A 21,316-nucleotide genomic window follows, 5' to 3' on the forward strand; every position below is an offset into this window, starting at 1 on the left:
ACGGAAATCTAGATGAATGGATGGACTACGCGAACCATAAAACCGTTCCTGAGTTTCAGCGGATCGCCGATCGTAATGGCAAATGGGGTTACCGTTGGGTTCCACTTGTAAGTGATGAGACATTTACCCACTGCTCTATAGACGTTCTAATGTTGCGACCGGGCAAAGCTGGTGGCCTCATTGTCGATACGGACATAGATAACAGGCTCAAGACGCTGTTTGACGCTCTCCAAATCCCAACGAGTCAATCGCAATTGCCTAAGACACCAGCATCGGACGAAGATCCCTTTTTTGTTCTGCTTGAGAAAGATAGCTTGATCTCATCAGTGAGTGTGACGACAGATCGACTTCTGGCGAGAGAAAGATTCATTCGGAAGGACGTTCCGGACAGCTTGACGCTGTCCTTGGATCAATCAGCGAACCGCGATCATGTGGTTCTCATCATCTCAGTAGCGATACACGCCACAAAGACCACATTAGATAATCTTCACTTGATCGGATGAGCGTAAAACCGACAGCAATGAAAGCTATCGATGTGGCCGGCAGCGATCGGTTTGATCCTGATGCCTGACATATCCGACGGTGCCGCGGCGTCCATACTCTTCTCCTGATTGCGAATGCCATAGGAGACCTGCCGCGGACCTGCACGGGAGCGCATAATTCACGGTCCGTCAACCTTTGCGTGTCAATTTCTCGGCAGCGGGCGCCATCAAAGGGTTGCAGGTATTGAAGGTCGGGCTCACATCCCACATTACATTCGTCTTGGTGACGCTCACCTGCGCGGCGGCCGCATTGCTGTGCGGATTTGCGTGGCTCGCCGCGGTGAAGGTCGATGATCTCTCCCTGCGCCGGCAGGCTGACTTCGTCCGCCAAGGACTGGAAGAACAGATCGCGGCACTTCCCCGGGAGCAGGAAAGCGTCACCAAATGGGACGATGCCTTCCTTTATGCCAAGCAGCGGAACCATGAATGGCTGCTCGACAATGTCGGCCAATGGACGAGCCGGTATTTCGGGCACGACAGGACCTATATCTTCGACGATACCAATCGCCTGATGTTTGCGTTCCGCGACGGCGCGGATGCCATGCCGCCGCGGCTCGGTGACGACGACGGCCGAGAAGTGACCGCTCTCGCCGGTGAGATGCGCGCCGTTCTCGTCGAGCCGGCTGCAAAACCCGGCGCCGAAGCGCTCGGACAACTGGCCGCGGTTCGGACGATCATGATCGGCAACAGACCGGCGATAGCAAGCGCGCGTCCCATTCTGCCGAGCTCGGCCCGGATGCAGATCGAGGCGGGCCAGGAATTCATCGCCATCTCGGTCAAGTTCATCGATGGAAAGGCCGCTGAAAGTATCGCGCATCATGCGCGGCTCGAAGGCTTGCATTTCGCGCCTTCGAAAGGTGAGGACGAGCGGGCGCAAGTGCCTGTATCGTCCCATGACGGCGGCACGATCGGCTATTTCGTGTGGCCGCCTATCCTGCCCGGATTCATGCTGCTTCGGCAGATCGCGCCGGCGGGGCTCGGCTGCCTGGCGCTGCTGATCGCTGTCGTGTCCTGGCTCGGACGAGGTCTGCATCGGACCTCGCTGACCCTGCTGGACAGCCAGGCGCAGCTCACCCATCACCGCAACCATCTCGAAGAGATGGTGGCCGATCGAACGGCCGAGATCGAAAGGCAGAGAGAGGAACTGGACCGCCTGCTGGTGCACGAACGCCAGGTGAATGCGCTCCAGCGCCAGTTCGTCGCCATGGCTTCGCACGAGTTTCGCACGCCGCTCGCCATCATCGACGCCGCTGCCCAGCGGCTCTGCCGCTCGACGACCAACGTCAGCGGCGATTACGTTCACGAAAAAGCCGGCGTGATCCGAAGCGCTGTCGTGCGCATGGTCGACCTGATGGAGAGCATCCTCGCCAGCGGCCGGCTCGAAACCGGACAGATCACACTGAAGCGCAGCCAAGGCGATCTGAAAGCCCTGCTCGTCACCTGCTGCGACAGGCAGCGCCATCTCAGCCGCACGCATGTGTTCCATCTCGATCTTGAGCCCATACCGGATGTATTGACGTTCGACCGCAGTGCGATGGAACAGGTCTTCACCAATCTGATTTCGAACGCCGTCAAATATTCGCCCAACGCGCCCGACATTCATGTTCGCGCCCGGGCCGACGAGAAGACGGTGGAGATCGCCATCTCCGACAGCGGCATCGGCATGGATGCGGAGGATCTGCCGAAGCTGTTCCAGCCCTATTATCGCGCCCGCAGCGCGACGGGTATTGCCGGAACCGGCATCGGCCTCAACGTCGTCAAGCAGGTCGTCGAACTGCATGGCGGCACCGTCGAAGTGACGAGCGAGCTCGGCAAAGGCACAACATTCACCCTGCTTCTGCCAATAGAATTTCTATTGTCGGATCAACACGTCGCAGCTTAAGGAAGAGCTCATGGTTACAGTCCTGTGCGTAGAAGACGAAGTCGAGATCCGGAACCTCCTCGTCGAAGAATTGAGCGAAGCCGGCTACAAGACACTCGAGGCCTCGAACGGCGCCGAGGGACTGGAAATGATCCTGTCGAAATGGCCCGATATCGTCATCAGCGACATTTCGATGCCGGTCATGGACGGGCACCAGCTTCTGGCAGAAATTCAGATCAACCACCCGGAGCTCTCCAATATTCCCTTCATCCTGCTGACGGCACTGACCGACCGGGAAAACACGCTAGCCGGCCTGCGCGGCGGAGCGGCGGACTATCTGACGAAGCCGCTCGACTTCGATCTGCTGCTCGCCAAGCTCGAAGGCTGCGTGACGCGCCTTGCCAACGACAAGGCGGTTCACCGGTCGTTCTGATGGTTGCTGGCGGGACCCAAGAAGCCTCATCCTGAGATGCCCCGCAGGGGCCTCGAAGGGCGAGGCGGGTGCGCAAACGTCAGATGGATGCAAGGAGCAGCGCTGCGGCGTGTCCTTCGAGGCTTCGCCCCGTGGGCTACGCGCCTCAGGATGAGGGTCGTTGGTGAATGCCGCCCCTAACCAGTCAGCGTTGGTGGATGCGCCCTCAAAAGAGGGGTCGGACGCAGCAAGAAGAGCGCGCTCGACCCGCTACCGCCCACCTTCCATCATCCTCTTCTAGCCAAGATGTCGCCCAGCACCGCGAATACGCACGGATCGAGCGTCTGAGACACGTTGAAGCGCATGAAATTCGTTGCCGATTGCGACAGGCTGAATGCGTTTCCGGGAGCCAGAACGATCCTCTTTTCGAGTGCGGCCCGCGCCACATCAGCTGCATCGATGCCATCAGGCAGCCGGCACCAGAGGAACATTCCAGCCTGAGGCTCCAGCCAGGGCGTTATGCCGAGATTCTTCAGTCTGGCCGAGACCTCGCTCATCGCCCGGGAGAGGCGGTGTCTCAGCGTTTCCATGTGTTTGCGATAGCTGCCGTCGCTCAAGACGTTCAACACCAGTTCCGCCGTCAGCCGGCCGCCGCCGAAGGAGGTGGCGATCTTGAGGTCTGTCAGGCCGTCGATCCATTCCGGTTTCGCCACGACGAAACCGCAGCGGGCCGAGGCAGACAGGGTTTTCGAGAAGCTGCCGATGTGAATGACCCGCTCGAGCCCGTCGAAAGCCGCAAGGCGGGGCGCCGGCGTGTGCTCGAAGTCGGCGAAGATATCGTCCTCGATGATGGTCAGGTCGAACTGGTCGGCGAGTTTTAGAACCCGGTGAGCCGTAACGGGAGACAGTGTTGCGCCGGTCGGATTGTGGATGGCGGAGTTGGTGATGTAGAGCCGCGGACGCTCATCGGCGACGACTTGCGCAAACAGTTCGATATCGGGACCGGACGCGGTGTAGGGCACGCTGACGATCTTTGCCCGATGGGCGCGTAGCAGCGCATGGAAATTGAAATAGCAAGGATCGTCGACCAGCACCGTGTCGCCGGGTTCCAGCAGGAAACGGCAGAGCAGATCGATGGCCTGCGTGCCAGAATCGGCCAGCATGATTTGATCCGGGGACGCTTCGATCCCGCGTTCACCCATGCGGCGGGAAATCAGCTGGCGCAGTTGCGGCAAGCCGAGCGGCGAGCCGTAGTCGGCGAGCGCCGGCCCGTCAGCGCGGGCAAGTGTTCTGAGCCCGCGGCGCATACCGTCTCCTGGCAACCAGGAGGGCGGCAGCCAGCCGCAGCCGGGCTTCAGGTCGGCTGCGCCGGCCTCCAGCGATTGCCGCGATATCCAGAACGGATCGACCGCGCGGTCGAGCTTCGGCCCAGCCTCGGCAAGCGCAAAGGGCGCTGCCTGGTTGGCGACGTAGAATCCCGAGCCTGGTCTTGCCAGGATCGCGCCTTCCGCGGCCAACCGCTCATAGGCGTCGACAACGGTCGAAGTCGAGAGCTTCAACGTCGCGGCCAGCCCCCGCACAGATGGTAGCTTTGCGCCCGGCGTCAGGCTGCGCGCGGCGATACGCTGCCTTATCGTCGCGGCGACCATCTCCACGCGCGTGCGTCCCTCGTTCATCTGTATTGTTTCCTGCATCATTACAGTTTCGCGAAATTGTATCAGACTGTGACTGTCAGAACCATCCGTATTGGCCGATAAGGGGCAGAATGAAGGAGTGCAGCGCATCATGGACCGCATGGCATCGGGATGGATCAATGGTTTTATCGGGGTGGTGATCTTCAGCGGATCGCTGCCGGCCACCCGCGTGGCGGTGATGCAGTTCGATCCCGTCTTCCTCACCGTGGCGCGCGCGGCGATCGCCGGCTTTCTCGCCCTCGGCCTGCTGATTGCTTTCAGAGAGAAGCGGCCGAGCCGAGGTGATATTCTCTCCCTGGCCGTCGTGGCGCTGGGCGTCGTTGTCGGCTTCCCGCTGCTAACGGCGCTGGCGCTGCAGCATGTCACGTCAGCCCATTCGATCGTCTTCATCGGCCTGCTGCCGCTCGCAACGGCGATCTTCGGCGTGGTCCGTGGCGGAGAACGGCCGAAGCCGGCATTCTGGCTCTTTTCCGTTCTCGGCAGCGCGCTGGTGGCGGGGTTCGCATTGACGCAAGGGCTGACGGCCTCGCCGGTCGGCGATCTCCTGATGCTGGCGGCAGTCGTCGTTTGCGGCCTCGGCTATGCCGAAGGCGGCAGGCTTGCACGCACGCTCGGCGGGTGGCAGGTGATCTCCTGGGCGCTCGTGCTGTCGCTGCCACTGACGGTCGCAGTCGCGCTTTTCCACCGGCCGGCAACCTTCACCGGCATCGAAACGCCGGCGCTGCTCGGTCTTGCCTATGTCTCACTGTTTTCCATGCTGATCGGCTTCATCTTCTGGTATCGCGGCCTGTCGCAGGGCGGCATCGCCGCCGTCGGGCAATTGCAACTGCTCCAGCCGTTCTTCGGTCTGGCGCTTGCTGCCACCCTGCTGCACGAGCCCGTGACCTGGGCCATGCTCGCCGTCACGGTCGCCGTCATCCTCTGCGTCGCCGGCGCCCGCAGGTTTGCGCGGTAGGGGAGGATCGTGACGCTTTCTCTGTCCTCAGATTCGGTCGAAAACCTCGGGCTGCAATTTTCCGATCTTCATCAGATGTTGCAGCGTGTATGAAATCGACAGAGCGTCGTCGAGCCCATCATGCCCACGCAATGGAGGATGGTCGACGCCGTAGTAGTCGGCCAGTTTGTTGCTGGGTGTCTTTGCCAAATCCTCGATCGGCATCCCCGCAGCGACGAGCAGCTTGACGGCGTTGTCGAAGCGGCGGGCCGGGATGGAAGGCTGAATGCCGGCGACATAGCAGCTGATGGCCAACATGTTCAGCTCGTCCTTGCCCCAGGACCAAAACCGGGCGCCGCCCGAGAAGCTGTCGACGCCGGAAAGGGCATCCTCCAACGCCACGCCATGAGCGTCGATATCCTCCTCGGTGATGCCGGTTAGTTTGGTGAAATAAGGATCGAGCGGATACCTCTTACCGAAGCGATCGATGGGCCGAACATAGGACTTGTAGGTATCGAGGATCTGAAACTCGCCTTCCAGGCCAAGCTTGACGGCTCCGATCTGCGCAATGACAGGATCGGGATCGTGGGCCGCGCACCAAAATCTGCGTTGCGAGCCTTCCAGGCAAAGAAATTCACAGTCGAATATGATCGCGGTCTTCATCGTTGAAACTACCCTCACGAATTTGGGCGATAAATTTAAGGAGGTATCCAATAGATGGAGTACCCCCAATAAAGGCAATGAGCCAGGCAATCGCCGTCGCGGCAAGCCGCAAGGACGAGGCAAAGGCCGCTACCGGCGCCTGGCGGGGCCGGGACGGCGGAAGCGTGGAGCGAAAGTGTCGGGAGGGGTGCGACGGATTGTCAAGGTGATTGGAATTGCGGCGGGGCTGGTGTTTGTCGTCGGCTTCAGCCTCATCGTTTGGTCGGGGTTCATCGCGAACGACCACATCGACCGCTGCTCGGACCAAACATCCGGACGCTACATCTTCGATGACGTGGTAAGGGCTAAAGCCTGCAACGATCCCTAATGATACAGCACCCGCTCGGATCGATTCTCGAGCCGGCGCTCGGATCAACTGCCCGAGACTAGCCTAAGGCCGATCACGCCGGCCAGGATGAGAGCAATGCAGAAGAGCCGCATCGGCGCGACGGAGTCGCCCAGCACGGCCATTCCGAGGATCGCGGTGCCGGCCGCGCCGATGCCGGTCCAAACTGCATAGCCGGTGCCGACGGGCAGGGTGCGCAGCGAAATCGACAGAAGGAAGACGCTCGACAGGCCAGTGGCAACGGTCAGCAAAGCGGGGATCAACCGGGTAAAGCCCATGGATGATTTCATGAAGAAGGCGAAGCCGATTTCGAGGATGCCGGCGATGCCGAGGAGCGCCCAAGCCATAGTTGTGAATCCCTTGATGGGCCGAACCTTGCGGCCGGCGCGCTTTATTCTGAGGGGAGCAGGCGCCCGCATATGTGAGCGCCCGCCTGGCAGCTTCAGGCCTTGGCGACAGCCGCCGGCGTCGAGCGGAAGGCGATGCCGAAGCGGTTGAAGGCGTTCATCAGGCCGATCGCATAGGTGAGATCGGCAAGTTCCTTGTCGTCGAATTCGGCAGCAGCAGCGGCGTAATCGGCATCGGGAATACCGGTTTCGGCGACGCGCGTGACCGTTTCCGCCCAGGCAAGGGCTGCGCGTTCGCGGGGGCTGAACAGGTTGCCGGCATCGCGCCAGACCGCGACCAATACCAGCTTCTCCACCGTCAGGCCTGATTTCAGCAGATCGCGGGAGTGCATGTCGATGCAGAAGGCGCAGCCGTTGATCTCAGACACCCTGAGATAGACGAGATCGACCAGCTCCTTCGGCAGGACGCTTTTCTGGATGGCGACGTAGACGCCGCCAAAAGCCCGGTATCCCTCGGGAGAAGCCTTTGCGTAGTCGATGCGTTTGCTCATGACGATTGTTCCTTTCTGATTGAAGGACTTCATCGTCGTGCATCTTGGCCTATATCAGAAGGTCCATGAATGGCATTCTGGATTAGGCCATGATATCGCTCAAAGCAGTTTCGACATCCGCCTTGCGAGCGTTTCGGCTGTGCGCTGAGAGTCGATATTGGTGAAGTTGAGAAGCAGGGCCGGGGCGGCGTCACCCTCGATCATCCAGTCAGTCAGTGCCTCCGCATAGAGGCCTTCCTTGCGCATGCGTGCCACGAACTCCCGGTCCGACTGCCGGCCTAACAGCCGCAGGATCAGGTGCATGCCGCCGGGCTGGGAATCGATCTGCATATGGCCGGCGAGCACGCTTTCCAGGCCTGCTGCCGTCATCTCGCGGCGCTCGGCATAGAGCCTGCGCATACGTTGGATGTGCCTGGCGAAATGACCCTCGGTGATGAAGGCGGTGACGATTGCCTGCGTCAGCTCAGGACTGCCGGCGGCCAGCGCCTCGGTCATCTCCTCGAACCGCGCCACCTCAGCTTCCGGCACGACGAGATAGGCAAGCCGGAGGCTCGGAAACAGCACTTTGCTGAAGGTGCCGGCATAGAGCACCCGTCCATCGCGATCGAGGCTCTTCAAGGCCGGAAGGGGACGGCTGACATAGCGATATTCGCCGTCGTAATCGTCCTCGATGATCCAGGTGTCGTTGCCGGCAGCCCAGTCGAGCAGCGCCTGACGTCGGGGCAGGGAGAGCGACACGCAGAGCGGGCTCTGATGCGCGGGTGTCACCACCGCCGCGCGTGCGCGGGGCGCCAGCCTGATACCGTCGGAAACGACCAAACCATCGCGATCGACCGCCACGGGAACGCTCGCGATCTGCATATGCCGGAACAGCTCCCGCGTCGGCGGATATCCCGGGTTTTCAAGCCAGACGCGATCGCCCGGCTTCAGCAAGGCATGCCCGATCAGCGCGATGGTATGGCGATAACCTGAGGTGACGAACACCTGAGACGGCGAACAACTGATGCCGCGCGAGACCTGCAGATAGGCGGCGATCTCAGCACGCAGCGCCGGCAGGCCGGAGACGGCGGGGTGAACCATGTCTGATGGCTGCATGGCGCGCGCGCAGCGCGCGCCGAGCCGCGCCCAGATCTTGCGGGGAAAGGCATCGAGTGCGGGCAGGCCCATCTGGAAGGGCATGATCGAGTCGGGACGAAAACTCGTCGGCGCGATGCCGCTATCGGCCGGCGGGATCGGGCTTGGAGCCGGCATTTGCGGTTTGAGATCCGGCGCGACGATGGTGCCGGCCTGGCCGCGGGCCTGGATATAACCCTCGGCGGCGAGCAGGGAATAGGCGGCCTCGATGGTGCCCCGGGCGAGGCCCAATTCCTTGGTCAGCGCCCGTGCCGAAGGTATTCGATCGCCGGGCTTCAACAGACCGCTGGCGATGGCGCCACGGAAGCGATCGTAGATCTGCCGGTAAAACGGCGTCGCCGCAGTTGGATCGAGCGGCGGGATATTGCCAGGCCTGGCGCCGGTCATGGGCTGGTCAACCTCTCAGATGGATGGTCGGATAATGATGCCATAACGGCCCGGCTGGCACAATCATGGCCCATCTCCAAGGTTCCTTTATGGACCTTGGAGATGGACCATCGGATTTGTAGAACTATTGCCACGTCCACGCTTCAAATCGGCATCGTGCTCCATCAAACGCGAGCGGCAGGATTTGGACAGAACTTGGAAATGGGTCAATGAAGACAATCCTACATGTGAGCAGCAGCCCGCGCGGGCAGGCTGCCGAGAGCTACCGGCTCTCGCAAGCGATTATCGGCTTTCTCCTGGAAAAGGTGCCGGAGGCGATCGTGGTCGAAAGGGTGATCGGCAATGGCACGATCGCCCATGTCGATGCGGCCTATGCGATCTCCCAGGCTTCTGCGGCGGACGTCTCCCGTGAGGGCTCGATGGCCCAGTCCGAGGAACTGGTCCGCGAGCTGGAGGCTGCGGACTTCGTCGTCATCGGAACGCCGATGCACAATCTGACCGTACCCTCGGCGCTGAAGGCCTGGATCGATCATGTCGTGCGGGCGCGGCGGACCTTCACGGTCGGCGCGGCCGGAAAAGTAGGCACGCTACGCGACCGCCCCGTCTTCATCGCCATCGCCTCGGGCGGGCGGTTTTCCGGGGAGCGCGCCCGCCAGCCGGATTTCCTGACGCCTTATCTGAAAGCCATCCTCGCCACGATCGGGCTGCACGACCTGACCTTCTTCTCCGTGCAGGGGACAGGTGCCGGCCCCGATGCCACAGCGGAAACCAGGATCGGTACACGTCGGGCGCTGGAGGAGCATTTCTCTTCGCTTTACGCTCACTCGTAGCTTGGAATCGACTAGGTATATGCAAATGCCTATGAGGAGATAGAAGGTTCAGATGACGATACGTTCAATCAAGTCCGTCGCGGTGTTCTGCGGCTCCAATTTCGGCGCTTCGGAGGCCTTTGCCGACGGCGCCCGCGCCCTCGGCCAGGCGCTGGGGGAGGCGGGGATAACCATCGTCTATGGCGGAACGGTCAAGGGCCTGATGGGCGTCGTCGCCGATGCCGCCCTGGAAGCCGGCGGCAGCGTCCATGGCGTCATTACGGAAAGCCTGCATCAGCGCGGGCAATCGCATGCCGGCCTGACCAGGCATGAGATCGTCGAGACGCTGCGCAGCCGCAAGGAACGCATGGTCGAGCTTTCCGATGCCTTCATTGCGCTGCCGGGCGGCATCGGCACCATCGAGGAACTGATGGAGGTCTGGACCATGAACCAGCTCTCAGAGATCGACAAACCCGTGGGCCTCCTGAACTCCGCCGGTTTCTTCGACGCCTTCCTCGGCTTCATCGACCATATGGTCGAGACGAAGTTCCTGCCGGCCGCACACAGGCAATCGATCTCTGTCAACACGGATGAGAGCGCCCTGATCGACAAGCTGCGCAGCTATACGCGCGTCGAGGTGCCGAAATGGCTATAGCTTCCATCCGACGATGCCGCAGGCCGGTTATTGGTGTTGTTGGGCAAGCGCGATAGGTACGCCGCAGCGAGCCCCGATGCTGATGGCGGGATTGTTACCTGTATCGTCTCCCGCGGTCGCCACCGCGAACGAAGAAAAGTTGCAGGCCTGGAACAAAAAGGCGGTAAGACTGCTTCGTCAAGGCGATTGTGCGCAGGCTTGGCAAGCGATGTCGAAAGAGGCACGCAAGGGCAATACGGGAGCCCTCAATGCGCTTTATGGCGCGATCAGCTCTGCCGCGAGCTGTCCTGAATTCAGATGGAGGCTCTGCAATGACCGAAATCGGTCGGCTCCTTGGTTCGGGTAAAGAGGCCGAGGTCTTCGAATATGGTGCCTTGGCGCTCAAGCTATACCGGCCAACTGCCAGCAAAACGTCGTCATTCAGGGAAGCTGCGAACCTGTCGATCCTTGAGAGGCTCGCGCTGCCGACGCCAAAGGTCCACGCCGTAGCCGAATTCGATGGGCGCTGGGGCGTGTTGATGGATCGCGCGCCCAGTTCCGGTTTTGCCGACCAATTCGTCTCGACGGCAGGAAGAGCGCCGCTTGAAGACATGGCGCAACTGCATCGAAGAATTCACGAAAAGCCGGGCGACGGGTTGCCGTCTCTCATGGCGAGGCTTTCCGCCAGGATCCGCCGGGCCGAGCACTTGGATTCTTCATCCAGAAATCAGCTTCTGGCGCAACTCGAATCCCTGCCAGATGGCGACAGAGTGTGTCACGGCGATTTCCACCCCTGGAATGTTCACGGCTCGGGGCAGGGGTTCATGATCGTCGATTGGCTGGACGCCTGCTGTGGCAATCCTCTGGCCGATGTCTGCCGAACATACCTCCTGTTGCACCATGCGATGCCTCACCGGGCAATGGGCTATGTCGAAGCTTACCCCTCGGTCACCGGATCGGAGGTCAGCGGCATTCTGGCCTGGCTTCCCCCGATTGCCGCCGCCCGGCTGACGGAAGGCGTTGCAAACGAAAATGCCGAACTGTTGCGATCGGCTGGCGCGAGCCCATAACTGTCGAAGTTCCAGCCAAGCGTTGGTCTCCGCTTTGCGCGAAGCCGCTATTGCGGCCGGCTATCGGCCTGGCTGATCTATTCGCTGCTTCCTCGGTCCTTTGCTTCCCGCACCAGGTCCGGCATTCCATCGTGCGGACCGAGGGCGTGAGTGGGATGGTCATCCCACCAATCATTATGCAGCGGTCGGCGGTGAGGATGGAGCGGATAGAAAATGCGGTTTTCGGCCTTGTGGCGCTCGCCGACGACGAGGAGATGCACTTCGGCTTGCGTGTTGTTGAGGAAACTATGGGCGATCCCGGTGCCGGCAGGAAATCCGACAGCGTCGCCGGGCTTCAGCCGATGGAGATGGCCATCGAGCCAGACGTCGGGCGCGCCTTCGATGACATAGACGAATTCTTCCTCGGCGCTTTCGGCATGCGGAAAGGATGTGCGCCGGCCAGGCGGCAAGCGCTCGTGATGAATGCCCAATTTCGCCAGGCCGAAATAGCGTCCGAAAGGCGCACCGATGCTCATCAATTCGTCGTCATCGTCATAATGCGAGTCGTCAGGCCGTTCGATCTCGCTCCAGTGGACGACAAAGGAGGGGCGCTCCGACGTTGCCATGGTAATCCTCCTGATGTGAGAGGTTCAGATGATTGAGGACACGGACATGCTGCCGTGAATGGAAGGCGACCGCAAGGGCGAAACGGTGGCCCGCACGCAAGCAGCGTGGCTGTCCGTCGCCATTCGGCTCGGGGGAGCCCTTCGCACTAACCCTCTCTCCGTGAACGGGGCGAAGGGAGTTGCCATGCGAGGGCGGAACCTTGATCCGAGGATCCCTGCCGCGGCAGCCCCCATTCGGACGGAAATTTCTACGAATGGCTCACTTGGCAGGCACGACGAGCGGCGCGCCTTTGCGAACGATGTAGGTTGCCAATTCCGACGCCTTGCCGTTGCCGACGTTCTTCGCCGAGTGAACGACACCCGAGGGGATGAACAGGGATTGGCCGGCGTTTAGGGTAACGGGCTTTCTGCCCTGGAGCTGATATTCCAGGGTTCCCTCGATGACGAAGGCGACTTCCTCGCCGGGATGCGAGTGATTGGGGGCGAGAACGCCTGGAGCCAAATCGACGCGCACCTGAACGACCTCGTGGCCGGGCACATCGATATCGCTCTTGATGAGATCGGTGCGCTGTATCGGCTGTTCTGCATGTGCTGTTGCTGCGCCGCCGAGAACAAGGGCGAGGGCGATAGCCTGGATCATTTTCATGTCGTCATCCTTCCTGAATTGACCATTTCCGACCGGTTGGCCGCATCGGGATTTAAGTCGATGATTGAACCAGGGATGTGTCTGCAAACCCGCATTTTTGTAAGCCAGTGTATCTGCGGCGCGATCGGTCGTGAGGCTGCTCTGACGTGGTCCTATTTAGAGGCGGTGCGGGGTTGGCGAGACCGCCAACCCAATCTCCCTCATCTCTGTGCTCGTCACAGAGATCCAGTGCGCCCAGGTCTCTGGGCGCGGGAGACTTGTTCTTGCAGCAGAGTCAATCACGGCGCGGACGCGCCGTGGCTGGATTCCTGTGACAAGCACAGGAATGAGGGAACGTCGGTGACGCCATTGCCTGAATTAGGCGGCCGACGATGAGTCCACGGGTCTGACGCCGGTAAGATTGGCAATGTCCGTGATGCCGCCGGAGGATTCGAAGTCGAATATTTTCTGGGTGACCAGAGCGGCGGCACCCCGGGCCCAGGAATTGTCCTCCCAGTCGGGCAAGAGGGGCGGGGCGGTTCGGAAGGTCCGGGCGGAAAGCGCTTCGCGCAGCGGCGTCAGGAAAGGATCGCCGAGGGAGACGGCTTCGCCGCCGGCGACGATGACTTCGGGGTCGGTGATGTTGACGAGATTGGCAAGGGCGGTGCCGATGCCGCGGCCGGAATCGGCAACGAGAGCGAGGGCGGCGGCATCGCCTGATGCGAGCGCAGCCGTCAGTTCCGGCAGTCCGAGTTCCTCGCGGCCGGTCGCTTCCCGCCAGCGCCGGAGCATCGAGATTTCGGAGTGATAGGCCATCAGACAGCCGCGCTTGCCGCATTCGCAGAGCCGGCCATTCTCCTCATAGAGCGTGTGGCCGAATTTGCCGGCAGCACCATTGGCGCCGCGGTAGAGTTTGCCGTCGATGACGAGCGCGCAACTGATGCCGACGCCGACGGCGAGAACCGCCATGTTGCGATGCTGGCGGCCGAGCCCGAAGAGCTGCTGGGCGATGGCATAGGCGTTAGTGTCATCCTCCAGCCAGACCGGCACATGGACGCGGCTCGCGACCAGTGAGGCGAGGGGGACATTGTCCCATTTGAATCGGTAGCTGCGCACGCAGGCCGTCTGTTCGTGGTTGATAACGCCGGGCATGGAGATGCCGATGCCGGCGAGCTTCGCGTTCGGCCGTCCGGCGAGCTTCACCAGTTGGGGAACGGTGCCCGCCAGCAGGTCGGCGACCTTATCCGGGTCATGGCCGTCGAGGCTTACCCGCATGGCGGCGACGGGGTTGGTGGCAAGGTCGGTTGCCACGCACTCCACCGAATCGACCATCAGTTTGAAACCGATGGCGAGCGCGTGCTCGTAGTTGATATCCACCGGGATCGGGCGGCGGCCGGAGAGGCCGGGCACGGTCTTCCCTTCGATGACGATGCCTTCCTCCAGAAGGTCGGCGACGACGAAGGTGACGGCGGCAGGACTTAAACCAATCACCGTCGCGATGTCGGCGCGGCTCCTTGGCCCCTCGCGCCGGAGAAGATTGAGGATGAGGCGTCGGTTCATGGCTCTCGCCGTGGTCTGGTCGCCTTTTAACTTCACGATGCATTCCTTAATTTTGTAAATTAATTATTGCGGGCTGGTTCGATCTATGCATAAGTTTGGCCGCCGATCAACTGAGCCAAGCGGATTATACGCCCTGGGACGACGGATGGATCGGCGCGTTGAATGCCTGATCGAGCGCTTCAAGGAGGAGGCCGCTTGGGCCAGGCGGTGTCGATCGATCAACTGGGAGGAATTCAATGGCATTTTCGAAGCAATTTCCGTCAACCACCCGCAGGAGCTTTCTAAAGGGTGCGGGCATGGTCTCCGCCGCAGCGGTCACCGGCAGCTTTCCGATCCCGGCGATCGCGCAGGCCCAGGAGGTCACGATGATCTCCGCCGAAAACAATGGTGCAGCACTCGATGCGCTGAAGGCGATTGCCGCGGGCTTCAGCAAGGAAGCCGGCGTCAACGTCGTCATCAACAATATGGATCACGAGGCCCACAAGACGGCCATTCGCAACTATCTCGTCGCCGGTGCGCCTGACATTTGCTCCTGGTTTTCGGGCAACCGCATGCGCGCCTTCGTCAAGCGCGGCCTGTTCGACGACATCTCCGACCTTTTCGAGAAAGAGAAATATAAGGACGTGCTCGGCGCGACGGCAGGGGCCGTCACCGACGATGGCAAGCAATACGGCCTTCCCACCGGCGGCACGCTCTGGGGCATGTTCTACCGCAAGGATGTGTTCGAGCAGCATGGTCTGACCGTGCCGAAGACGGCCGAAGAGTTCATGGCCTATGGCGACAAGTGCAAGGCCGCGGGCATCACGCCGGTCGCGATCGGCACCAAGGAATTGTGGCCGGCGGCCGGCTGGTTCGACCAGATGAACCTTCGCATCAACGGCCTCGACAAGCATATGGCGCTGATGAACGGCGAGATGAGCTATCTCGATCCCGCGCTGACGGCGGTTTTCGATCAGTGGGAGGCGATGATTTCGAAGGGGTTCTTCACGGAGAACCATACGTCCTTCGGCTGGCAGGAGGCCGCTGCGCTCTTGGCGCAGAAGAAGGCCGGTATGATGAACCTCGGCGCTTTCCTGCGCTCGGCTTTCACCGCCGAAGATCTGCCACAGCTCTCCTATGCGACTTTCCCGGTGCTCGACGCCAAGGTCGGCCACTACGAGGAATTCTCGGTCAACTCGATCCACATTCCCGCCAAGGCCAAGAACAAGCAGGGCGCGCGCGAATTCCTCGCCTACTTCTACAAGCCCGAGAATCTGGCGGCCTATCTGGAGCCGGGCGGCAACGTGCCGCCGCGCCACGACCTGCCGCCAAGCAAGGACCCCCTCGTCAACGTCGCTGTCGAGACGATGAAGACGGTGCAGGGCACGTCGCAATATTACGACCGCGACAGCGACCCCGACATGGCGCAGGCAGGTCTCGTCGGCTTCCAGGAGTTCATGGCCAAGCCCGACCGGCGGAAGGCCATCCTGACGCGCCTCGAAGGCACGCGCAAGCGCATCTACAAAATCTAGTTCTCCTCCCGGAGACGCAGGGAGTAGGGGCGTGCCTCCACTCCTAGGAGCGGGCGTCAGCCCGCTCCTGAGACCGCTTACAAAGTCGGCCAACTCGTCTTTCGTCATGCTCGGGCTTGTCCCGAGCATCTGCAGACGGTGCAGCAGATCCTCGGCACAAGGCCGAGATGACGCCGAGTAAAGAATGAGGTTTGCCAACAAGCTGCGGGCGGAGCTGTGCTCCACTCTTGTAAATAATTTGAGGCTCTGGACATGTTGATGTTATGGCGCCGCCAGCGTTGGTGGCTCACCCCGACTTTGCTCATCGCGCCCGCGATCGTGCTGTTCTTCACGGTCATCCTGCTGTCGGCGGTCAGGAGCCTGTGGATCAGCCTGCACGACTGGGATGGCTTCGGCCCAATGGTGTGGATCGGCTTCGGCAATTACGTCGAGCTTTATAGCGATCCGCAATTCTACGTGTCGCTGAAGAACAACCTGATCTGGCTGGTGATGTTCATGGCAGCACCACCTCTCGGGCTCGCCATCGCGCTGCTGGTCAACCAGAAAATCCGCGGCATGCGCTTCCTGAAGTCGCTGTTCTTCATTCCGCTGGTGCTCGCCTCGGTGACGGTCGGCGTCGTTTTCACCTGGGTCTATACGCCGGAGTTCGGGTTGCTCGCGCTGATCTTCAGGGCGTTCGGGGTGACGGCGCCGGCGGTTCTCTCCGACGAGCATTTCGTCACTTTCGCCATCGTGATTGCAGCACTCTGGCCGCAGATCACCTTCTGCATGGTGCTCTATCTCGCCGGTCTCAACAATTTGAGCGAAGAGCTGATCGGGGCAGGGCGCGTCGACGGGGCAAGGGGCTGGAACATGTTGTGGCACATCGTGCTGCCGCAGCTGACCCAGGTTACCTTCATCGCCATTGCCGTCACCGTCGTCGGGGCGCTTCGCTCCTTCGACATGGTGTCGGTGATGACGAACGGCGGCCCGTTCGGTTCGTCCTCGGTTCTCGCCTACCAGATGTTCGAGCAGTCGATCTTCTCCTACCGCTTCGGTTACGGCGCGGCGATCGCCTCGGTGCTGTTCGTGATCATGGCCGTCTTCATCGTCTGGTATCTCAGCCGCATCATCCATACCGAAGAAAGGGGAGGCTGATGTATCCTCGTCCCATTCCCGATGCCGCCGTCTGGCAGCGCCGTCTCTATGTGCTCGCCGTCGTCATCGTCCTCCTGCTCTGGCTCTGCCCGCTGTTTGCGATCATCCTCACCTCGTTCCGCTCGACTGAGGATGTCATGGGCGGCAATCTGTGGGGATGGCCGACCGGCATCGGCGTCATCGACAATTATACTGATGTTTTCACACAGACACCGATGGCCCGCTACTTCCTCAACAGCCTGACGATCACCATTCCCTCGGTGATCGGCGTGCTGGTGCTCTCCACGCTCGCCGGCTATGTGCTGTCCCGCTATCGCTTTCCCGGCAACATGTTGATCTTCGCGCTGTTCGTCGGCGGCAATTTCCTGCCGCACCAGATCATGATGATCCCGGTGCGCGACCTGATGGTCCGGCTCGATCTGATCGATACGACGGCAGCGCTGATCATCTTCCATGTGGCCTTCCAGACCGGCTTTGCGACGCTGTTCATGCGCAATTTCATTGCGGCATTGCCCGATGAACTGTTCCAGGCTGCGCGCGCCGAGGGGGCGTCTCCCTTCCAGACGCTATGGCATGTGGCGATCCCGCTGGTGCGGCCGGCGCTTGCCGCACTCGCCATCCTCATCTTCACCTTCATCTGGAACGATTACTTCTGGGCCGTGGTGCTGACCGTCAGCGACAGCGTCAAGCCTGTGACCGCCGGCCTTGCCAATCTTCGCGGTGAGTGGGTCTCGGCCTGGAACCTGATTTCCGCCGGCACCATCGTCGTCGCCGTGCCGCCCGTCATCATGTTCTTCCTGATGCAGCGGCACTTCATCGCCGGCCTGACGATGGGCGCGGTGAAGGGATGAGCGATCTCCTCTACCTCCAAGTTTCAACAGCAGAGAGCCAGGACGCATGACCAGTCTCGAACTCCGACAGATCAACAAGAATTACGGCGCCTATCACGCGCTGCGCGGCATCGATCTTTCCGTAGCGCAAGGCGAGTTCATCGTCATGGTCGGCCCCTCCGGCTGCGGCAAGTCCACGCTTTTGAAGACGATCGCCGGCCTGGAGGAGATCTCCTCCGGCCAGATCCTGATCAACGGCCGCGACGTCAGCAAACAGGAGCCGGGGGATCGCGGCATCGCCATGGTCTTCCAGTCCTACGCGCTCTATCCGCATATGACGGTGGCGGAGAACATGGGCTTCGGTTTGCGCATGGCCAAGCGCCCGAAGGCCGAGATCGAGGCGGCGGTGGCGCGCGCAGCCAAGATCCTGAGGATCACCGACCAGCTGGGGAAACGGCCGAAGCAGCTTTCCGGCGGGCAGCGGCAGCGCGTGGCGATCGGCCGGGCCATCACCCGTTCGCCCGACGTTTTCCTCTTCGACGAACCGCTGTCGAACCTCGATGCGGCACTTCGAACCCAGATGCGTGTCGAACTCAGCAGCCTGCACGCCGAGCTCGGCGCCACCATGGTCTATGTCACCCACGACCAGGTGGAGGCAATGACCATGGCAAGCCGGATCGTCGTCTTGAACCAGGGGGTGATCGAGCAGGTCGGCTCGCCGCTCGAACTCTACCGCAACCCTGACAACCTCTTCGTCGCGGGCTTTCTCGGCGCCCCGCGGATGAACTTCCTCGGCGTTACCGTCGACGACGTGTCCGGCCGCAATGTCACGGTCTCCGCACCTGGCCTCGTGCCGGTGACGGTGGAACTGGCGGAGGCGACGGTGCTGCAGAGGGGCGCCAGCCTGACGCTCGGTGTCCGGCCGGAGAACATATCGATGGTCGCCGATGGCGGCGAGGGCGGGGCGATCCACGGCCAGATCAGGCTCGTCGAGCATCTCGGCCGCGAAACCATCCTCTATGTCGACGCCGGCAATCTCAAGACCATCGCCTCGGAGAGCGGCACCGGCAATATCACGGTGCAGCTCAGTTACGTGGCGCCCTTTGCCGCCGAGCAGAACGTGGCGCTGAAGCTCGACGCCCGGGAACTCTATCTCTTTTCATCCGATGGCGGACGCACGATCAGTGCCCGCAAAACCATCCTCGACAGATAATCACAGGAAACTCCACCGTGTCCGACAAGACCCTCTCCGTATGGAACCCCGTCAAGACCGACCGCTTCCTCGTCGGCGCCCCACACTATCCCGAGCACGTCGATGAAAGCTACTGGGAGCGCGACGCCGAGCGCATGGCAAAGGCCGGCTTCAACGTGGTCAGAATGGCCGAATTCGCCTGGCATATTCTCGAGCAGAAGCTCGGCACCTTCGATTTCGATCTGTTCGACCGCGCCATCGCCATGCTCGGGCGCTACGGCATCGACACGATCATGTGCACGCCGACGGCAACGCCGCCCCGCTGGCTGACCGTGGCGCATCCAGAGATTCTGAGAGTCGACGGCAAGGGTCGGCCAATGAGCCATGGCTCGCGCCAGCATTGCGACACGGCAAGCCCCGTCTTTCGCGAGCATAGCCGGCGTATCACCAAAGCGATGGCCGAGCACTATCGCGACAATCCTTTTGTCGTCGGCTGGCAGACCGACAACGAGCTGAACACCAGCATGCCGGAGAGCTTTTCGAAGGCGACGCTTTCCGAATTCCAGGCCTTCCTCGCCGGCAGATATGGCGAGATCGGCAAGCTCAACACGGCGTGGGGTGGCGATTTCTGGGCGACGGCCTATGACAGCTTCGACCAGGTGGTGCTACCGATCGAGTTCGGCCCGACCTTCCCGAGCCCCGGCCATCTGCAGGATTATCACCGTTTCCTGGCCTTTTCGACAGCGCGCTTCCAGCACGATCAGGTCGAGATCCTGCGCGCCGTGAAGCCTTCCTGGTTCGTCTTCCACAATCTCGGGGGCCTCCGGGATATCGACTTTCGCGGCCAGTTCACCACCGATCTCGATTTCGTCGGCTACGACATCTACCCGATGCTCTATGACGAGTTCCAGCGGCTCGGAAATCACGCCAAGGTTCAGGCGCTGCACCTCGATATCTGCCGCGGCTTCTCCGGCAACTACATCGTGCCTGAGCAACAGTCGGGTTTCGGCAGCCAGCCGGGCTTCTGCACGCTGACACCGGAACCGGGCGAACTGCGCCGCATGGCGCTTTCCTCAGTCGCCCACGGCGCCGACGGCCTGATGTTCTTCCGCTGGCGCCCCGCGCATTTCGGCGCCGAGATCTATTGGATGGGCATCATCGACCACGACGATGTCGCCCGCCATCGCTATGACGAGGCGAAGCGCTTCGCAACCGAGATGACCGCGCTAGCGCCCAAGATCCTCGGCACCTATGTGCGCATGGATGTCGGCATCGCCGGCTCCGATTTCGACAATCAGGAAGCGCACAAGACCTATCCGATCGGCCTGCCGAGCCCGCAGGACGATGCGATCCTGCTGCACCAATATTGCTACGACCGCGGGATTGCCTGCGGTTTCATTCATCCCGAGGACGATCTTTCCAAGCTGAAGCTGCTCTATGTGCCCCATTGGGTGATGTGGAAGGACGAATGGACCGAGAGGCTGAAATCCTTCGCCGAGCAGGGCGGCACCGTCGTCATCGGCGCGCGCACCGGCACGCGCAACGAAGACAATCACGTCATCCGCGAGACCGCGCCCGGCACCGCGCTGTCGCAGCTCACAGGCGTGCGTGTCGAGGATTTCGGCCGTCTCGCCGCTCCCGGCGCCAACGGGCTCTTCGATGTGATGGAGCGTTCGGGCGGGCTTGTCATTCCGCCGAACAAGCCGGCGGAATCGCGCCGCCGCGAACGCCGCTTCAAGATCGGCAACCGCGAACTGGTCGGCGGCTATTTCTATGAAAACCTGGCGATCGCAAGCGATGTCGAGGTGGTTGCGGCCTGGTCCAACCGCTATGCCGAGGGCCAGTCGATGGCGACGTCGCGCAAGCTCGGCAAGGGGCAGGTGGTCTATGTCGGCACCTATCTCACCCCGGATCTGACGGCAGCTCTTGCCGAGCGGCTGTTTGCACCCGTCGGCATCGAGCCGCTGATCGGCGACCTTCCCGAGGGCGTCGAGGTGACCATGCGGATGAATGACGACCGCCGGCTGCTGTTCATTCAGAACTACACCGACCAGCCGGCCGCCATCGGCGGCGTTCCCGCTGGCCGTGATCTCCTCGATGCCGAAAAGCCGGTTGCCGGTAGGCTCGATCTCGAAGGCTACGGCTGCGCGATCATCGAGCTCGCGGGGTGAGTTGCGCTCGCCAGGCCAAACGTGGCGAGCGCTGCTGCTGCATTCTCCGTCGTCCTCGGCCTTGAGCCGAGGATCCATATCACGGGACCTGAATGGGTGCCATTGTAGATGCTCCGGTCGGTCCCCAGCATTATCCAGTAGAGTAACGCGTGCGTACACCCCGCAGTCGGCCCATTGCGGTCACCCGCCGTCCTTCTCGACAGTGTTCCCGCGTTCAGACCGCGGATGAAGGAGTCTTCCGTATTTTCTACGTTGGTCCAAG

Annotated in this window: 20 protein-coding genes; 12 read left to right on the forward strand and 8 right to left on the reverse strand. The window is 61.6% G+C overall.

What is annotated here, in order from left to right; translation table 11 throughout:
- Positions 1–20: 20 nt before the first annotated feature.
- The 3 genes from HX899_RS20235 to HX899_RS20245 all read left to right on the forward strand — a co-directional run bounded on the left by HX899_RS20235 (position 21) and on the right by HX899_RS20245 (position 2,836).
- Positions 21–503, forward strand: a complete 483-nt coding sequence (locus HX899_RS20235; RefSeq protein ID WP_181293208.1) for a hypothetical protein — start codon at positions 21–23, stop codon at positions 501–503.
- 175 nt (positions 504–678) lie between these two features.
- Positions 679–2,424: an ATP-binding protein gene (locus HX899_RS20240; RefSeq protein WP_181293209.1), complete on the forward strand. Its 1,746-nt coding sequence runs from the start codon at positions 679–681 to the stop codon at positions 2,422–2,424.
- 10 nt (positions 2,425–2,434) lie between these two features.
- The gene (locus tag HX899_RS20245; protein WP_138330662.1) at positions 2,435–2,836 is read left to right on the forward strand and encodes a PleD family two-component system response regulator; all 402 of its coding nucleotides are present in this window, start codon (positions 2,435–2,437) and stop codon (positions 2,834–2,836) included.
- A 266-nt stretch (positions 2,837–3,102) separates the two neighbouring features.
- Here the strand turns inward: HX899_RS20245 and HX899_RS20250 are convergent, their stop codons facing one another.
- Complete coding sequence (locus HX899_RS20250) at positions 3,103–4,512, reverse strand: PLP-dependent aminotransferase family protein (protein ID WP_181293210.1); 1,410 nt, start codon at positions 4,510–4,512, stop codon at positions 3,103–3,105.
- A gap of 88 nt (positions 4,513–4,600) precedes the next feature.
- Between HX899_RS20250 and HX899_RS20255 the strand changes: the two genes are divergently transcribed.
- On the forward strand, positions 4,601–5,464 hold the full coding sequence (locus HX899_RS20255; protein ID WP_181293211.1) for a DMT family transporter: 864 nt from the start codon (positions 4,601–4,603) through the stop codon (positions 5,462–5,464).
- A gap of 27 nt (positions 5,465–5,491) precedes the next feature.
- Here the strand turns inward: HX899_RS20255 and HX899_RS20260 are convergent, their stop codons facing one another.
- From HX899_RS20260 to HX899_RS20280, 4 genes are all read right to left on the reverse strand, one after another.
- Positions 5,492–6,106: a 3'-5' exonuclease gene (locus HX899_RS20260; RefSeq protein WP_181293212.1), complete on the reverse strand. Its 615-nt coding sequence runs from the start codon at positions 6,104–6,106 to the stop codon at positions 5,492–5,494.
- 411 nt (positions 6,107–6,517) lie between these two features.
- On the reverse strand, positions 6,518–6,838 hold the full coding sequence (locus tag HX899_RS20270; RefSeq protein WP_181293214.1) for a multidrug efflux SMR transporter: 321 nt from the start codon (positions 6,836–6,838) through the stop codon (positions 6,518–6,520).
- Between the two features lie 95 nt (positions 6,839–6,933).
- Positions 6,934–7,389: a carboxymuconolactone decarboxylase family protein gene (locus HX899_RS20275; protein WP_138334854.1), complete on the reverse strand. Its 456-nt coding sequence runs from the start codon at positions 7,387–7,389 to the stop codon at positions 6,934–6,936.
- A gap of 99 nt (positions 7,390–7,488) precedes the next feature.
- The gene (locus HX899_RS20280) at positions 7,489–8,910 is read right to left on the reverse strand and encodes a PLP-dependent aminotransferase family protein (protein WP_181293215.1); all 1,422 of its coding nucleotides are present in this window, start codon (positions 8,908–8,910) and stop codon (positions 7,489–7,491) included.
- Positions 8,911–9,119: 209 nt separating this feature from the next.
- Between HX899_RS20280 and HX899_RS20285 the strand changes: the two genes are divergently transcribed.
- The 3 genes from HX899_RS20285 (at position 9,120) to HX899_RS20295 (ending at position 11,423) form a co-directional block, all read left to right on the forward strand.
- The gene (locus HX899_RS20285) at positions 9,120–9,740 is read left to right on the forward strand and encodes an FMN-dependent NADH-azoreductase (RefSeq protein WP_138334852.1); all 621 of its coding nucleotides are present in this window, start codon (positions 9,120–9,122) and stop codon (positions 9,738–9,740) included.
- Between the two features lie 52 nt (positions 9,741–9,792).
- Positions 9,793–10,374 (forward strand): TIGR00730 family Rossman fold protein, encoded by a 582-nt coding sequence (locus HX899_RS20290; protein ID WP_181293216.1) that lies wholly within the window; start codon positions 9,793–9,795, stop codon positions 10,372–10,374.
- 311 nt (positions 10,375–10,685) lie between these two features.
- Positions 10,686–11,423, forward strand: a complete 738-nt coding sequence (locus tag HX899_RS20295; protein WP_181293217.1) for a phosphotransferase family protein — start codon at positions 10,686–10,688, stop codon at positions 11,421–11,423.
- Between the two features lie 77 nt (positions 11,424–11,500).
- Here the strand turns inward: HX899_RS20295 and HX899_RS20300 are convergent, their stop codons facing one another.
- The 3 genes from HX899_RS20300 to HX899_RS20310 all read right to left on the reverse strand — a co-directional run bounded on the left by HX899_RS20300 (position 11,501) and on the right by HX899_RS20310 (position 14,249).
- Positions 11,501–12,028 carry a cupin domain-containing protein gene (locus tag HX899_RS20300; RefSeq protein WP_181293218.1) on the reverse strand — a complete coding sequence of 176 codons (528 nt, stop codon included), beginning with the start codon at positions 12,026–12,028 and terminating at the stop codon, positions 11,501–11,503.
- 259 nt (positions 12,029–12,287) lie between these two features.
- Positions 12,288–12,674, reverse strand: coding sequence for a cupin domain-containing protein (locus HX899_RS20305; protein ID WP_181293219.1), 387 nt, complete (start codon positions 12,672–12,674; stop codon positions 12,288–12,290).
- Positions 12,675–13,031: 357 nt separating this feature from the next.
- The gene (locus HX899_RS20310; RefSeq protein WP_181293220.1) at positions 13,032–14,249 is read right to left on the reverse strand and encodes an ROK family protein; all 1,218 of its coding nucleotides are present in this window, start codon (positions 14,247–14,249) and stop codon (positions 13,032–13,034) included.
- A gap of 200 nt (positions 14,250–14,449) precedes the next feature.
- Between HX899_RS20310 and HX899_RS20315 the strand changes: the two genes are divergently transcribed.
- The 5 genes from HX899_RS20315 (at position 14,450) to HX899_RS20335 (ending at position 21,054) form a co-directional block, all read left to right on the forward strand.
- Entirely contained in the window at positions 14,450–15,724 is a 1,275-nt protein-coding gene (locus HX899_RS20315) for an ABC transporter substrate-binding protein (protein WP_181293221.1), read from the forward strand.
- Positions 15,725–15,976: 252 nt separating this feature from the next.
- Entirely contained in the window at positions 15,977–16,861 is an 885-nt protein-coding gene (locus HX899_RS20320) for a carbohydrate ABC transporter permease (RefSeq protein WP_181293222.1), read from the forward strand.
- A complete protein-coding gene (locus tag HX899_RS20325) occupies positions 16,861–17,712 on the forward strand; it encodes a carbohydrate ABC transporter permease (protein WP_138387281.1) in 852 nt (283 codons plus the stop codon). Before HX899_RS20320 ends, HX899_RS20325 begins: the two co-directional genes overlap by 1 nt.
- Before the next feature lie 46 nt (positions 17,713–17,758).
- Entirely contained in the window at positions 17,759–18,904 is a 1,146-nt protein-coding gene (locus HX899_RS20330) for an ABC transporter ATP-binding protein (RefSeq protein WP_138387282.1), read from the forward strand.
- 17 nt (positions 18,905–18,921) lie between these two features.
- Complete coding sequence (locus HX899_RS20335) at positions 18,922–21,054, forward strand: beta-galactosidase (protein WP_181293223.1); 2,133 nt, start codon at positions 18,922–18,924, stop codon at positions 21,052–21,054.
- Positions 21,055–21,316 lie beyond the last annotated feature (262 nt).

The sequence above is a fragment of the Rhizobium sp. WYCCWR 11146 genome, assembly GCF_013591995.1.
Lineage (GTDB): Bacteria > Pseudomonadota > Alphaproteobacteria > Rhizobiales > Rhizobiaceae > Rhizobium > Rhizobium indicum.

Excerpts from the sequence above, each read along its gene's own strand:
- HX899_RS20285 (WP_138334852.1), top strand. The coding sequence starts at position 9,120 with ATGAAGACAATCCTACATGTGAGCAGCAGCCCGCGCGGGCAGGCTGCC.
- HX899_RS20305 (WP_181293219.1), bottom strand. The coding sequence starts at position 12,674 with ATGAAAATGATCCAGGCTATCGCCCTCGCCCTTGTTCTCGGCGGCGCA.
- HX899_RS20280 (WP_181293215.1), bottom strand. The coding sequence starts at position 8,910 with ATGACCGGCGCCAGGCCTGGCAATATCCCGCCGCTCGATCCAACTGCG.
- HX899_RS20325 (WP_138387281.1), top strand. The coding sequence starts at position 16,861 with ATGTATCCTCGTCCCATTCCCGATGCCGCCGTCTGGCAGCGCCGTCTC.
- HX899_RS20330 (WP_138387282.1), top strand. The coding sequence starts at position 17,759 with ATGACCAGTCTCGAACTCCGACAGATCAACAAGAATTACGGCGCCTAT.
- HX899_RS20270 (WP_181293214.1), bottom strand. The coding sequence starts at position 6,838 with ATGGCTTGGGCGCTCCTCGGCATCGCCGGCATCCTCGAAATCGGCTTC.
- HX899_RS20320 (WP_181293222.1), top strand. The coding sequence starts at position 15,977 with ATGTTGATGTTATGGCGCCGCCAGCGTTGGTGGCTCACCCCGACTTTG.
- HX899_RS20235 (WP_181293208.1), top strand. The coding sequence starts at position 21 with ATGGACTACGCGAACCATAAAACCGTTCCTGAGTTTCAGCGGATCGCC.
- HX899_RS20275 (WP_138334854.1), bottom strand. The coding sequence starts at position 7,389 with ATGAGCAAACGCATCGACTACGCAAAGGCTTCTCCCGAGGGATACCGG.
- HX899_RS20295 (WP_181293217.1), top strand. The coding sequence starts at position 10,686 with ATGACCGAAATCGGTCGGCTCCTTGGTTCGGGTAAAGAGGCCGAGGTC.
- HX899_RS20255 (WP_181293211.1), top strand. The coding sequence starts at position 4,601 with ATGGACCGCATGGCATCGGGATGGATCAATGGTTTTATCGGGGTGGTG.
- HX899_RS20290 (WP_181293216.1), top strand. The coding sequence starts at position 9,793 with ATGACGATACGTTCAATCAAGTCCGTCGCGGTGTTCTGCGGCTCCAAT.
- HX899_RS20250 (WP_181293210.1), bottom strand. The coding sequence starts at position 4,512 with ATGATGCAGGAAACAATACAGATGAACGAGGGACGCACGCGCGTGGAG.
- HX899_RS20300 (WP_181293218.1), bottom strand. The coding sequence starts at position 12,028 with ATGGCAACGTCGGAGCGCCCCTCCTTTGTCGTCCACTGGAGCGAGATC.
- HX899_RS20315 (WP_181293221.1), top strand. The coding sequence starts at position 14,450 with ATGGCATTTTCGAAGCAATTTCCGTCAACCACCCGCAGGAGCTTTCTA.
- HX899_RS20260 (WP_181293212.1), bottom strand. The coding sequence starts at position 6,106 with ATGAAGACCGCGATCATATTCGACTGTGAATTTCTTTGCCTGGAAGGC.
- HX899_RS20245 (WP_138330662.1), top strand. The coding sequence starts at position 2,435 with ATGGTTACAGTCCTGTGCGTAGAAGACGAAGTCGAGATCCGGAACCTC.